The following is a 13567-nucleotide window of genomic DNA, read 5'->3' as shown; positions in this document are numbered from 1 at the left end:
ATAACGTTATTTTTCAAATTATTCATCCTACAGGAAATTACTACTTTGCTACTTTTTGCATTTCTTCACGGTATTGTTCCTGAAGTAAGATGCGGTTAATTGCATTAAGATATGCTTTAGCCGATGCTTCTAATACATCCTGTGCCGTACCTCTTCCACTTGAAGTCATTCCATTGAAATAAACTTTTACGAATACTTCTGCAAGTGCATCACGTCCACTTGTATTCGATTGAATTCGATAATCATCAAGTCTTACAGGTGAGCCAATAATTCTCTCAAGTGTATTATAAATTGCTTCCACACTTCCTGAGCCTGTAGATGCATCCTGAATTTCTTCACCAGAAGGTGTAGTCATAGAAATCGTAGCAGTTGGAACTTGATGTGTACCGAATTGAACCTGCAATGATTTTAGTTCATAAAACTTAACAGCATCGCCCAATTTTTCTTCGTACATTAATGAAACCAAGTCATCATCTGTAATTTCTTTCTTTTTATCAGCTAGTTCCTTAAAGGCTACAAACACTTTGTTAACTTCTTCTTGGGTTAAGTTATAACCAAGCTCCTCCAAGCGATTACGGAATGCATGTCGACCTGAATGTTTACCTAATACCATATCATTCGACGCCACACCAACAAGTTCAGGAGAAATAATTTCATATGTTGATCGTTCTTTTAACACACCATCTTGATGAATTCCAGATTCATGTGCGAAAGCATTTTTACCAACAACTGCTTTGTTAGCTGGAACGACCATACCTGTTAATTTACTAACTAGGGAACTAGTCTTTTTAATTTCTTTTAAATTCAAGCCTGTTTTAGCTTGATAAAAATCGTTACGAATATGAAGTGCAACTGCTACTTCTTCAAGCGCAGCATTACCAGCACGTTCGCCAATTCCGTTAATTGTACCTTCTATTTGATCGGCACCATGTTCAATAGCAGATAATGAGTTAATTACTGCCATTCCAAGATCATCATGACAATGGGCAGATAATATTGCTTTACCTATATTAGGAACGTTTTCTTTCAGATAAGTAAAGATGTCTCCGTATTCTTTTGGAGTAATGTAACCAACCGTATCTGGAATATTGATTACCGTAGCACCTGCGTCAATTACCTCTTTAACAATACGTACTAAGAAAGGTAATTCTGTTCGACAAGCATCTTCAGCTGAGAATTGTACAATCGAGAATTTGCTTGCAGCATACTTTACAGCGTCTACAGCAGTTGCCAAAACCTGGTCTGGAGTCATTTTTAACTTATGTTGCATATGGATAGGGGACGTTGCAATAAATAAATGAAGTCTTGGTTCTTCAGCAACTTTTAGTGCATCCCATGAAATATCAATATCTTTCATATTAGATCTAGATAATCCTGTTACAGAACTATTTTTGATCGCTTGGGCAATTTCATTTACTGCTTTGAAATCACCTTTAGAAGAAGCCGGAAAACCGGCTTCAATTATATCTACACCTAAACGTTCTAATTGACGAGCAACTTCCATCTTTTCAGTGAAATTCAAGTTTACTCCTGCAGATTGCTCTCCATCACGTAGAGTTGTATCAAAAATATTAATTTTTCGCACTAGCGACCACTTCCTTTGGTTTCTTAGCTTTTACGAATGGCATCATTTCGCGAAGTTCAGCACCAACTTTTTCAATTAAATGCTCACTTTCAGATGCAGTAATTGCAGTAAATTCAGGACGATTTACTTGATTTTCTAATAACCATCCTTTTGCAAACTTACCAGTTTGGATATCAGTTAATACATCCTTCATACGAGCTTTAACACCTTCATCAATTACACGTGGACCTGATACATAGTCTCCCCATTGTGCAGTGTCAGAGATTGAATAACGCATTCCAGCTAATCCGCCTTCATACATTAAGTCTACAATTAACTTTAATTCATGTAAGCATTCGAAGTAAGCAACTTCTGGTTGGTATCCTGCTTCAACTAATGTTTCAAAACCAGCTTTAACTAATGCTGAAGTACCTCCGCATAGTACAGCTTGCTCACCAAATAAGTCAGTTTCAGTTTCTTCTTTAAATGTAGTTTCAAGAACACCAGCGCGAGCGCCACCGATTTGCTTAGCGTAAGCTAATGCGATTTCTCTAGCGTTACCAGTTGCATCTTGGTAGATTGCGAATAATGCTGGTACACCTGCTCCTTCAGTATAAGTACGACGAACTAAATGTCCTGGGCCTTTTGGTGCTACTAGGAATACGTCAACATCTGCAGGAGGAACAATTTGTCCGAAATGAACATTGAAACCATGTGCGAATACTAATGCATTACCTGCTACTAATCCTGGTTTAATTTCTTCATTGTATACTTTTGGTTGGAATTCATCTGGTAATAGAATCATGATCACGTCTGCAACTTCAGCTGCTTCTTTTACTGTCATAACTACATGACCATCTTCAACAGCTTGATCATATGATTTACCTGGGCGAAGACCTACAACTACATCTACTCCGCTTTCTTTTAAGTTAAGTGCATGTGCATGGCCTTGAGAACCATAACCAATAATAGCTACCTTCTTACCATTTAATACTGCTTCATTTGCATCTCCGTTATAATATACCTTTGCCATCTTAAAATCTCTCCCTTTTACATTAATTGTTTTGATTAAATTTGAGTCAATAGTTTATATTTTAAATTAAGTAGGCAGTTTGCTTACTTTCTTGACTACTTTTCTTCGTGATACCGCGAGTAAAGGCGGTTGTTCCAGTTCTAGCAATTTCTTTAATGCCATATGGACGTAGAAGTTCAATTAAAGCTTCAATTTTCTGACTTTCACCTGTAACCTGAATAACTAAAGAGTCCCGACTAACGTCTACAATATTAGCTCTAAATGGATCAATTAGTCCTGTAAGCTCATTAATCGTTTGAGGTGAACTCATAACTTTGATTAATGCTAGCTCTCTAGCTATCATAGATTGATCGGTAATATCTTGCACCTTAATAACATCAATTTGTTTATTTAACTGTTTTGTCAGTTGTTCGGCTTTCCCCTCATCATCTACATTCACAACAAATGTCATTCTTGATACTGACGGGTTTTCCGTAACTCCAACAGTAATACTTTCTATATTATAATCACGTCTTGTGAAAAGACCTGTGATTCGATTTAGTACACCTGTGCGGTTATTAACTGTAACTGTTACTATTCTTTTCATGGTTTCACACCTACCATTTCATGAATTCCTTTTCCAGGTGCAACCATTGGGTATACTTTTTCCATCGGAGCAACTCGGAAATCCATTAGCACAGGACCGTCATGTGCAAACGCTTCTTTAAGAGCTGCATTTGCTTCATCTTCATTCGTAGCTCTTAGACCTTTAATTCCATATGCCTCAGCTAGCTTGATAAAGTCAGGCTGATTTGGAATTAATGAATGTGAGTAGCGTTCCTTATAAAAAATCTCTTGCCATTGACGAACCATGCCTAGTGCTTGGTTATTCACGATAATAACTTTTACTGGTAAGTCTTTCTCTTGAATTACTGAAAGCTCTTGTAATGTCATTTGGAAACCAGCATCCCCAAGGAAAGCAACAACTGTTTCATCTGGTTTTGCAATTTGAGCGCCAAGTGCAGCAGGTAAACCAAAGCCCATTGTACCTAAGCCTCCAGATGTCACCCATTTATTCGCATCTTCAAATGCATAATATTGAGCAGCCCACATTTGATGTTGACCGACATCTGTAATTACAATAGCTTTTCCTTCTGTTTGTTCGTGAACCATTTGAACCAAACGTTGTGGTTTTAAAACACCAATTTCTTGTTTATAAGCAAGTGGGTATTGTTCTTTCCAGTTTCTCAACTTTTTATGCCAAATTGAAAAATCTCCTTTTGCACCATTTTCTGCAATTAATGCTTTTAGAGCTTCTTTTGCATCACTTACAACAGGAATCTGTGTCGGAATATTTTTCCCGATTTCAGCTGGATCAATGTCAATATGAACAACTTTTGCATTTGGTGCAAAGTGTGCTAAGTTACCTGTTACACGGTCATCGAAACGTGCACCAATATTAATTAGAAGATCACTTTCATAAATCGCCATGTTTGCAGTATATGTCCCATGCATCCCTGCCATTCCTAGAAACAGGTCATGCTTACCTGGGATACTTCCTAATCCTAGCAATGTGTTTACGATTGGAAGATTTTGTTGTTCTACATATTCTTTAAGTTCATTATGCGCACCTGAGTGTAAAACACCCGCACCAGCTAGTACAACTGGTTTCTTTGCTGAACTAACAGCCTCTACCACTTTTCTAATTTGCAGATGGTTTGGCGAATATGTTGGTTGATAGCTAGGTATATTTACCTGAATATCGTTATAGTTAAAATCAGCAATAGTTGTCGCCATATCCTTTGGTATATCAATTAATACCGGGCCTGGACGACCAGTAGTTGCAATATGGAATGCCTCTTTAATGATTCTTGGTAAGTCTTCAGTTTTTCGAACTTGAAAACTGTATTTAGTAATAGGCATCGTAATACCAATTACATCGGCTTCCTGGAATGCATCAGAACCGATCACTCCTGTCGCAACCTGACCTGTAAATACAACAAGTGGTAATGAATCCATCATTGCATCTGCTAATCCAGTTACTATATTAGTTGCACCAGGTCCAGATGTTGCAATTACAACACCAGGTTTTCCAGACACACGAGCATATCCTTCAGCGGCATGTATTCCACCTTGCTCATGTCTAGTTAAAATGTGAGGAATTCCTGAATCGTATAGTTCATCATAGATTGGTAAAACAGCACCACCAGGATATCCAAAGATTACTTCAACACCTTCAGCTTTTAAAGCTTCGACTAGCATTTTTCCACCATTCAATTTTTGATGAACAGTATTAGCTTCTTGCGCTTTTACTTCTGCACCCATCTATAAGCCTCCTCCTTAAACATTTTACTTAAGCTTCCTAAATGGAGTAATTATCTCTCATTATCTTAACCCGGTTATTGCTGTGACAGAAAGCTATTTTACCTTTTTTGTTAAGGGAATTTTTGTAAACTAAAAAAAGATAAACATTCCCCCCCTAACATGCCGATCCGGCAAAGGGGTGAAAAGGTTTATCTTTTCACGGTACCACCCTTAATTTTGAAATTTCCTTTCGGAAAATTCTCTCATGAACGACAAAGAATAACCACTTTGCTACGTTCTTTTTTATAACGAGTGATTGGAAGCACCCGATCAATCTTACTGAACAGATAAAACTGCGTTCAGATTGATACTCAGAGGGGAGTTCATCATCAGGGGTATCACCGGTTTGCACCAACCACCGGCTCTCTGCTGATACTTTAACTGAGATTACTTATCCTCTTCGACGTTTTCGATTATTATTTTATGATATAGGTTATCCTTTCCAATTCAGCAATATTTAATTACTGAGATTGTTAAGAAAAGTTTTTATATTTGAGGACTATATTACCCATAATTTATTAATCCGTCAACCACCTTTTTTTAAATAATTTGATAATTCTATCACCCGCGCTTTTGTGTATGCGTTTACAATGTTGATCTACCAACAATTTTTACTTTTAAAAATTTTTAATAAAACTTTTTAATCTATCGATTATCCTTATATAAAAATAGTATATTTTTCTAATATCTTTTTTTAAAAACAAAAAAGAAAAGCTGAATACAACTTTTCCACTTTTTAATACTTTATTATTGAATAATATTTTGAGGTTTATCCCTTGGAACAATCCAATCCCACATGTCACTTAATCTACCAGCTTAATCATATTATTTACCATTGATTCTTGGATACAAGACTTGTATTAAGCCATTTCCTTTCAGGAAGAGACCTAAGCCTGGATAAAAAATAGCTTTAATAATAAAAAAGACTAAAAGTATTATACATACTTCTAGCCTTTTAGTTAGCGTCCCAGGAGAGATTCGAACTCCCGACCGACGGCTTAGAAGGCCGTTGCTCTATCCAGCTGAGCTACTGGGACATTATATTAGTTTTTTATGTAAATGTCTCATAAATGGAGCGGGTGATGGGAATCGAACCCACGACATCAGCTTGGAAGGCTGAGGTTTTACCACTAAACTACACCCGCATATGAATGTATTATTTTCTAAAATTTCATCAGCGACATTTATTACTATAAAACATTATAGAAATGATGTCAACACGTTTCGATGACTTTTTTTGTTTTTTTATATCACCAACAAAGAAAGATAATTTAAGAGAAAGGTTAGAGCATGCTCTAACCAATTTTAAAAAGTCCTTTCAGCGAATTGATTTCTGAACCATCTTGACTATTATAGAAATGAACAGTACATATTAACGTTTCATCTATCTCAATAATTGCATATGTTTTTTCATTGCGAAGCCTTGGTAACCGGATACTACCTGGATTAATGAACAATATACCATCAATAAGTTCTGCTCCAGCAATATGTGAATGGCCAAAACAAACGACTGATGCCCCGACCTCTTCTGCTCTATATTTTAAATTTAGAAGTGATAATTTTACATTATACAAGTGGCCATGTGTAATGTAAAATGATACATTTTTTATTTCTTTAACTTGTTCAAGTGGATAGTTTTCGTCAAAATCACAATTCCCTCTTACTGTAATAAAATTTAACATCTCTTGTGAGTCAGCATCACGTTCTGAATCTCCACAATGAATCATTGCATCCACTTCATTGCTATGTCTATTTATTATTATATCAAGTTCCTTATTTAATCCATGGCTATCACTTACTATCAGAACCTTCATGACCAGATTCTCCACTCCTATCAAAGATTGTTTCCCAATTTTCCGCTAATTTTTTCATAGCGTTAGCGCGATGGCTTATAGTATTTTTTTCTTCGTTTGTAAGTTCAGCCATAGTTTTCTCCTTTTCCCGTACATAAAAAATAGGATCATAGCCAAATCCATTTTCACCCACAGGAGATTCTGTAATAATACCTTCACAAGTACCTTCAATACATTTTGTTTCCTTGTCTGGTATTGCAACAGCTAATACGCAGTAAAAACGTGCAGTTCTTTTTCCAAAAGGAACTCCACTTAACTTTTCCAACACCTTTTCTATATTTGCTAGATCACTTTTCGGTTCACCTGCATATCTCGCAGAATAAACACCAGGTTCCCCGTTTAAGGCATCTATTGATAATCCAGAGTCATCAGCGATTACAATTTCATTAAATTGTTTAGCAATCGTTTCAGCTTTTAACTTCGCATTTTCAATGAAAGTTTCACCAGTTTCTTCTACGTCTTCAATAGCCGGAAAATCTAATAGTGATTTTACCGCTATACCTTTTTGGGAAAACAATGATTTAAATTCTTTTACTTTACCCAAATTTTTTGTTGCAATTAAAATTTCCCGCAATCTATCTCTCTCCTTATTATCTACCATTATTTGATAAGATTTGTTCTGCTATATTCCCTAGGGCATCTTTTTGTAATTCTATCAATTCTTTAACCCCCTTCTCCCCTAAAGCTAACAATCGTTGTAGTTGTGCAGCTGAGAAGGTTGCCTCCTCTCCTGTTCCTTGCAGTTCGACAAATTCACCCTGGCCTGTCATGATAATATTCATATCTACCTTTGCTTTTGAATCTTCAATATAATTCAAGTCTAATATTTCTTCTAACTCTGGATCAATTCCAACAGACGTAGCAGCTAAAAAATCTTTGATGGGTAATTGTTTAACAGCTTTCTTCTCTACAAGTTTTGCCAAAGCTAATGTCATTGCAACAAATGCGCCTGTAATAGAAGCCGTTCTTGTACCTCCATCAGCCTGAATTACATCGCAATCGATCCAAATCGTTTTTTCACCCACGATATTCAAATCGACAACAGATCTTAATGCACGTCCAATTAAACGCTGGATTTCCATCGTTCTACCGGTTACCTTACCTTTGCTCGATTCTCTAATTGTTCTTTGCTGCGTTGCCCGCGGTAACATTGAATACTCGGCAGTTATCCATCCTTTACCTTGACCACGTAAGAAAGGAGGAATACGATCCTCAATACTAGCGGTACATATTACCTTTGTATCACCAACTGAAATTAATACTGAACCTTCTGGATATTTAATATAATTGGTTTCGATACGTACAGGTCTTATTTCATCTCGATTACGTCCATCTACTCTCAAAGTTACTCCTCCTAAATTACTGTTTTCAACCATTGTTACTTTATACTAAAATCGGATGTGCTAATCCAAATTTCTCGAAATAAAAAAGGCGGCATAATTGCCAACCTTCACAGTTTCATTGTTATTATAACAAATTCCTCACTAAAAACTACCAGTATTTACAGTTTCAGGGCGAGATACAGGTGCAGCAATCGTTTCTCCTAGTTCGTTTACTAATTTTTCTTCACCATTAACCTGCAATGCGACACTTTCCACACCCTCTTGCGCTGTTAATGAAAGAACAAGCGAGTTTAATAAATCCTGTGATAAAGCGGTGCCTTGGAGACTCCCAAGCAAGCTTTCATTAAAATTTAAAGTAACAACACCATTTTCGTATTTGGGTTCCTCTAATAATTCTATACCATCATGCAGTGCACTAAATAAATTCGACGAATAATTAGGGCCTTTTATAAGCTCGTTAACAGTAGCTACAATGTTATTTGTCTCATTTTTATTCACACGTCTTGTCACAGGGACATAGTAATAATCATCACCATTTTGGGATAGAAAGTAAAGCGTAACCGCTTTACTATTTACAACATCCACGATCTCACCATTATCAAAATTTATTCCATTAGCACGGCTCGTTCCTTCATTAATTGGGGTGCCGTTAACAGGCATAGTATCTTGATCATACCCATTTATTTGAATTTTCACCTTATCAACCGTCTCAAACTGCGTGAGCGTATATGTGATAGCTTGTAGTATTTTAAGCTCGTCTTCTGGCTGATAATTTTTGAATTCCTCAGAAAAATCAACAACCAAGGTACCATCTACTAGGTTAACACCGTTAACCATCGTTCCAGCCGGTAATACTGCTTTAAAGCCATTTGGCAATAATTCAGTAATAGGACCGCCATCTACAAGATACTCTATTGCTTGTTTAGCAACTTCTTGTGTTTTTGGTAATGTTATAGTTTGAGGAACTACATATCCATTTTTATCTAACAAATAAAGCTCTCTTGTTACAACATCCGTGGCCTCTTCCTGCTCGTCAACTGATGATACTTCCTCACTAGTAGAAGATGTATCTTGTTCTAACGTTTCCTCCTCAACATATGTAACTTGTTGTGGGGGCGTTTCCTCCATTTGGCGAACTGCTTGTTCACCGCCTAAAGCACAACCTGTTAAAACAGTTGAAAAAGCTAATAAAGATGCCAAAATAGCTGACTTTTTAATAGTAGTCATGTTGAATCTCCCTCCCAAGGCAGTTTGTACTACTATATATACGAGCTCTATCTGTTTTTAGACCTTAAATTTTTAAGACTTTAAAAAACTTACTTTTAGCCTATTTTGGGAGCGTCTATTTAATCATGATTAAATAAGATCCTATATAGAAAAAAACCTCGCTTGGAGGTTTCTTACTCTAAAACAATCGATTTTACGTTATGAATAGGATGTTCAAACCACTTTGATGCGATTTGCTGAAAAATTTCCTTCGGGCCTGTTGTTAAGAACAGGTGGTTAGGCTCCCGATTTGTAGTCACTAGCATATTTGAATGATGCAAAAGCGTACTTACTTCACGTGCGGTTTCATCTCCAGAACAAATTAATGACACTTTATGCCCCATAACTTCCTGAATCACCGGTCTAAGTAAAGGATAATGCGTACACCCTAATATTAGCGTATCAATATCATGCCTTTTTAGCGGTGCAAGTGAATCCTTAACAATTTCAAGTGCTGCTTCGCCTTCAAATTCACCACTTTCAACGATTGGAACAAATGGCGGACAAGCAAGACTTTCAACCATAATATTATGATTAATACTTTCTAGCGCAGTAATATACGCCCCACTTTGAATCGTACCGATTGTACCGATCACACCTATATGCATATTCTTTGTAACTTTTAAAGCTGTTCTAGCTCCTGGATGAACCACCCCAACCACTGGAATATCTAGGGTTTGTCTTATTTCACTTAAGACAACTGCAGTTGCAGTATTACAAGCAATAACCAACATTTTAATATTATAGCTTAAAAGGTACTCTGTTAATTGCCAAGTAAATTTCCGGACCTCTTCAGCTGGTCGAGGACCATAGGGGCAACGTGCAGTATCTCCTAAATAAATAATTTCTTCCTTTGGAAGCTGTCTCATAATTTCTTTTGCTACAGTTAATCCACCAACACCTGAGTCTATTACACCTATAGGTCTATTCAAAAATAAATCGCCTCATTTTTCTGATGTTATATATATTGTGCATGCAGTGTATATTGATTTTTAAAAAATTATATAAATAAAATCACTATCATTTTGACAAGTCCATTAAAAGATGTAAATTCAACTAAGTCGTTAATGTTTACCACCTTATACCAATCAATGCAACTATCAATCTTCTTCCTTTAATAAGACAGATTTAAGCATTTTACATACTAAATTACTCAGCAATTAAATCTGCCCTGATTTCTAAAAATCAATTAGATACCGTGCATTCGAAAAATAATTATAGCATATTTGATTAACCTCTAATAGTTCAAAAGAATATTAACTTAAATAACTAACTTAAACAAACGCAGGTTTTAATATTAACCTCGTTATTAAAAGTTAGTTATTTAGTTACTTTATAAAAAATAATGCCGGCTTTTTAATGAAAGCCGGCGAACATTAGAGTTCTAATTCCCCCATTCGAAGGAGTTCCACGACAGCTTGAGAACGCCCCTTAACTCCCAGCTTTTGCATGGCATTCGAAATGTGATTGCGAACCGTTTTCTCACTGATAAAAAGTTCCTCAGCAATTTCTTTAGTTGTTTTATCCTGTACTAACAACTCAAATACTTCTCTTTCTCTCTTTGTTAGTAATGGCTTCGGTTGGTAGTTGTTTTCCTTCAATCAATTTTTCCCTCCTTACTAGGGCATGAACTGCGTTACTGGAAGGGAATATATTTAGTCTTGATATACTATGTGAATGCCTTGAAGACTGTGACACGTACATTTATGAACAATTTAAAACATTATTAAAATATAATACACTGCTTAAAATAATTTAGTATAATTAAATCAATAATAACTTAAGAAAAGCGCAAGCGTCATGGTCGAGCCCGACAGGGAAGGCAAGCATCGGCTAAGGTTTCTACTTCCTAAATCAACGCCGACATTAGCACATCCTGTGCATCTTTGAACCAGAGGGTCTAAGAGTTGGAGCTGGATAAGCACGTACAAAATTATATAAAAAGGTACACTCATATGGGGGAGGCATGAATAACGATGTATAATGTGAAATTTGCAGGTTTACAACCCGAATTATACGAAAGGTTAAACGATTGGATACACGAATCGTTCGACGGGCAATACCAAACTTATTTGGAAAGTATAGACTTACCAGTTCAGATTGATATTATTGTTGCACAGGTAAACGAACCTTTCGATTGGGTAAAGATTAATCGATTGAGAAAAAGGCATTTACAAAGTAAATTAATCGTTATAATGGATGAAACAAATCTGAAAACAGCTCCCATAGCAGTTAATTTAAATGCACATTCGTTACTGTTAAATCCAATCAGAAAAAATACATTCATTAACGCCATTAAAACATCTGTTAACGATTTAGCTGATTTGCCAATTATTCGTGAAATGTTTTTAAGAAAACTGCTCTGTGGTGAAATCAAAGAAACGGAAGAGTTTGAACAGTATAAAGCGTACTCGAAAATGGAGCATATACCTAATATTGTCTGTCTTGTCCAAGGAACGAAAGGGGCTCAAGATTTTATCGAAAATGAAGAAGGAAGGCGCGTACTTCGCTCACATCTTCGCTCCGTAATAAAAAATCATTTATCACATTGGGTAAAGGACGTCTATTTCGTTTCATTCCGACGATATTTGGCAGTTTTATTCCACGTACCATATGTGTATAAATCTATTCGTGAATGGGATCAAATACGATATTACCTTTTTAAACTTATTGACGAAATAAAAAACGAATACGGAATTACACTTCATGTTGGGGTCGGATCAGTATACAATGAACCGCAAAATTTATATCAACCATATTTAGAAGCGCGTAAAGCTTTGGGACAATCCTTAAACGAAGGATCATTACTAAATTTTTATGAGGAATTAACAAAAGACCAAAATCTTCAAAAATGTATTGAATATATATCTAATTACTTCCATGAAGACTTATCTATTAAAAAGGTTGCAAATAAAGTACACCTTAGCCATACCTATTTTAGTCGATTATTTAAAAAAGAACTTGGTGTATCATTTGTAGAATATGTAACAAACATAAGAATCAAACGAGCAAAATGGTTACTTGCTAATACGAATGACACAATTGAATCTATTGCTGCACAAGTTGGCTTTAATACACCTAACTACTTTAGTTCAATCTTCAAAAAAAATGAAGGAATGTCTCCAAGTGAATATAGAGAGGAACATATTATCACTGTCAATGAATAGTGTTTGCTTACTGTCCGTCATTCATCGACCATTTACAAAAAACTGGGCTTTTTAAACCTATTTAGTCAGGACTTAAATTCATGCCTTATTCATTAATTGTATAAAATATAAAAATGAGAGCATATTGCTCTCATTTTTATTTAGACTTTTTTAAGGCACGTCATTATCAATTCTAAGCTACAAAAAAGGGCCTCTTTTATAAGAGACCCAACCTTTAGTAATCTTAAAATCTATTTATTATTTATTTGTCACTTCCGAAGAAGTTTTTAAACATTTGAACAGTTGCATCTCTATTAAGAGCTGCAATAGATGTAGTTAATGGAATACCTTTTGGACATGATTGAACACAGTTTTGTGAGTTACCACAGTTAGCTAGTCCACCATCTCCCATAATTGCTTCAAGACGCTCTTCTTTATTCATATTACCAGTTGGATGTGCATTAAATAGACGTACTTGAGATAGTGGTTGTGGTCCAATAAAGTTAGATTTTTCATTAACATTTGGACATGCCTCGAGACAAACACCACATGTCATACACTTAGATAATTCATATGCCCATTGACGTTTTCTTTCAGGCATTCTCGGTCCAGGGCCAAGATCATATGTGCCATCAATAGGAATCCAAGCTTTTACTTTCTTTAAGGCATCAAACATACGGCTACGATCGATTTGTAAGTCACGAATAACCGGGAATGTACGCATTGGTTCCAAACGTATTGGTTGTTCTAGTTGATCGATTAATGCTGTACAAGATTGGCGTGGTTTACCGTTAATCACCATTGAACAAGCACCACAAACCTCTTCTAAACAGTTCATGTCCCATGTAATAGGTGAAGTTTGATCCCCTTTAACATTTACAGGGTTTCTACGAATTTCCATTAATGCAGAAATAACGTTCATATTTGGTCGATATGGTATTTCGTATTCCTCTTGATAAGAGGCAGATTCAGGAGAATCTTGGCGTGTAATTATAAATTTAATAGTTTTCTCACTCATA

General features: G+C 35.9%; 12 protein-coding genes, 2 tRNA genes and 1 other annotated feature. Of the genes, 1 reads left to right on the top strand and 13 read right to left on the bottom strand.

Annotated elements, in window-relative coordinates:
- Nucleotides 1-40: 40 nt before the first annotated feature.
- The 12 genes from C1724_RS03615 to gerE form a co-directional block, all read right to left on the bottom strand.
- Nucleotides 41-1585 (bottom strand): 2-isopropylmalate synthase, encoded by a 1545-nt coding sequence (locus tag C1724_RS03615; RefSeq protein ID WP_102345361.1) that lies wholly within the window; start codon nucleotides 1583-1585, stop codon nucleotides 41-43.
- Nucleotides 1572-2597 carry a ketol-acid reductoisomerase gene (gene ilvC / locus C1724_RS03610; RefSeq protein ID WP_102345360.1) on the bottom strand — a complete coding sequence of 342 codons (1026 nt, stop codon included), beginning with the start codon at nucleotides 2595-2597 and terminating at the stop codon, nucleotides 1572-1574. The genes C1724_RS03615 and ilvC overlap by 14 nt, the downstream gene beginning before the upstream one ends.
- Nucleotides 2598-2658: 61 nt before the next feature.
- On the bottom strand, nucleotides 2659-3183 hold the full coding sequence (ilvN, locus tag C1724_RS03605) for an acetolactate synthase small subunit (protein WP_102345359.1): 525 nt from the start codon (nucleotides 3181-3183) through the stop codon (nucleotides 2659-2661).
- Nucleotides 3180-4901, bottom strand: a complete 1722-nt coding sequence (gene ilvB / locus C1724_RS03600) for an acetolactate synthase large subunit (RefSeq protein ID WP_102345358.1) — start codon at nucleotides 4899-4901, stop codon at nucleotides 3180-3182. Before ilvB ends, ilvN begins: the two co-directional genes overlap by 4 nt.
- A gap of 171 nt (nucleotides 4902-5072) precedes the next feature.
- Nucleotides 5073-5353, bottom strand: a binding site (T-box leader).
- Nucleotides 5354-5903: 550 nt separating this feature from the next.
- Nucleotides 5904-5977: transfer RNA gene (locus tag C1724_RS03595), tRNA-Arg, on the bottom strand.
- Between the two features lie 34 nt (nucleotides 5978-6011).
- Nucleotides 6012-6085, bottom strand: a tRNA-Gly gene (locus tag C1724_RS03590).
- A gap of 150 nt (nucleotides 6086-6235) precedes the next feature.
- A complete protein-coding gene (locus C1724_RS03585; RefSeq protein ID WP_102345357.1) occupies nucleotides 6236-6754 on the bottom strand; it encodes a metallophosphoesterase family protein in 519 nt (172 codons plus the stop codon).
- Entirely contained in the window at nucleotides 6732-7367 is a 636-nt protein-coding gene (locus tag C1724_RS03580) for an XTP/dITP diphosphatase (protein WP_102345356.1), read from the bottom strand. The genes C1724_RS03585 and C1724_RS03580 overlap by 23 nt, the downstream gene beginning before the upstream one ends.
- Nucleotides 7368-7383: 16 nt before the next feature.
- Entirely contained in the window at nucleotides 7384-8136 is a 753-nt protein-coding gene (gene rph / locus C1724_RS03575) for a ribonuclease PH (RefSeq protein WP_102345355.1), read from the bottom strand.
- 141 nt (nucleotides 8137-8277) lie between these two features.
- A complete protein-coding gene (locus C1724_RS03570) occupies nucleotides 8278-9363 on the bottom strand; it encodes a GerMN domain-containing protein (RefSeq protein ID WP_102345354.1) in 1086 nt (361 codons plus the stop codon).
- Between the two features lie 173 nt (nucleotides 9364-9536).
- Nucleotides 9537-10334, bottom strand: coding sequence for a glutamate racemase (gene racE / locus C1724_RS03565; protein WP_102345353.1), 798 nt, complete (start codon nucleotides 10332-10334; stop codon nucleotides 9537-9539).
- A gap of 444 nt (nucleotides 10335-10778) precedes the next feature.
- A complete protein-coding gene (gene gerE / locus C1724_RS03560) occupies nucleotides 10779-11003 on the bottom strand; it encodes a spore germination transcription factor GerE (RefSeq protein ID WP_102345352.1) in 225 nt (74 codons plus the stop codon).
- 375 nt (nucleotides 11004-11378) lie between these two features.
- Between gerE and C1724_RS03555 the strand changes: the two genes are divergently transcribed.
- The gene (locus C1724_RS03555; RefSeq protein ID WP_102345351.1) at nucleotides 11379-12569 is read left to right on the top strand and encodes a helix-turn-helix transcriptional regulator; all 1191 of its coding nucleotides are present in this window, start codon (nucleotides 11379-11381) and stop codon (nucleotides 12567-12569) included.
- A 241-nt stretch (nucleotides 12570-12810) separates the two neighbouring features.
- Here C1724_RS03555 and sdhB read toward each other — a convergent pair whose 3' ends face one another.
- Nucleotides 12811-13566 carry a succinate dehydrogenase iron-sulfur subunit gene (gene sdhB, locus C1724_RS03550; protein ID WP_102345350.1) on the bottom strand — a complete coding sequence of 252 codons (756 nt, stop codon included), beginning with the start codon at nucleotides 13564-13566 and terminating at the stop codon, nucleotides 12811-12813.
- Nucleotide 13567 lies beyond the last annotated feature (1 nt).

This window comes from Bacillus sp. Marseille-P3661, from assembly GCF_900240995.1.
GTDB lineage: Bacteria > Bacillota > Bacilli > Bacillales > Bacillaceae_J > OESV01.
The sequence above is the reverse complement of the archived record's forward strand: the minus strand, read 5'-3'. Positions and strand labels throughout refer to the sequence as shown.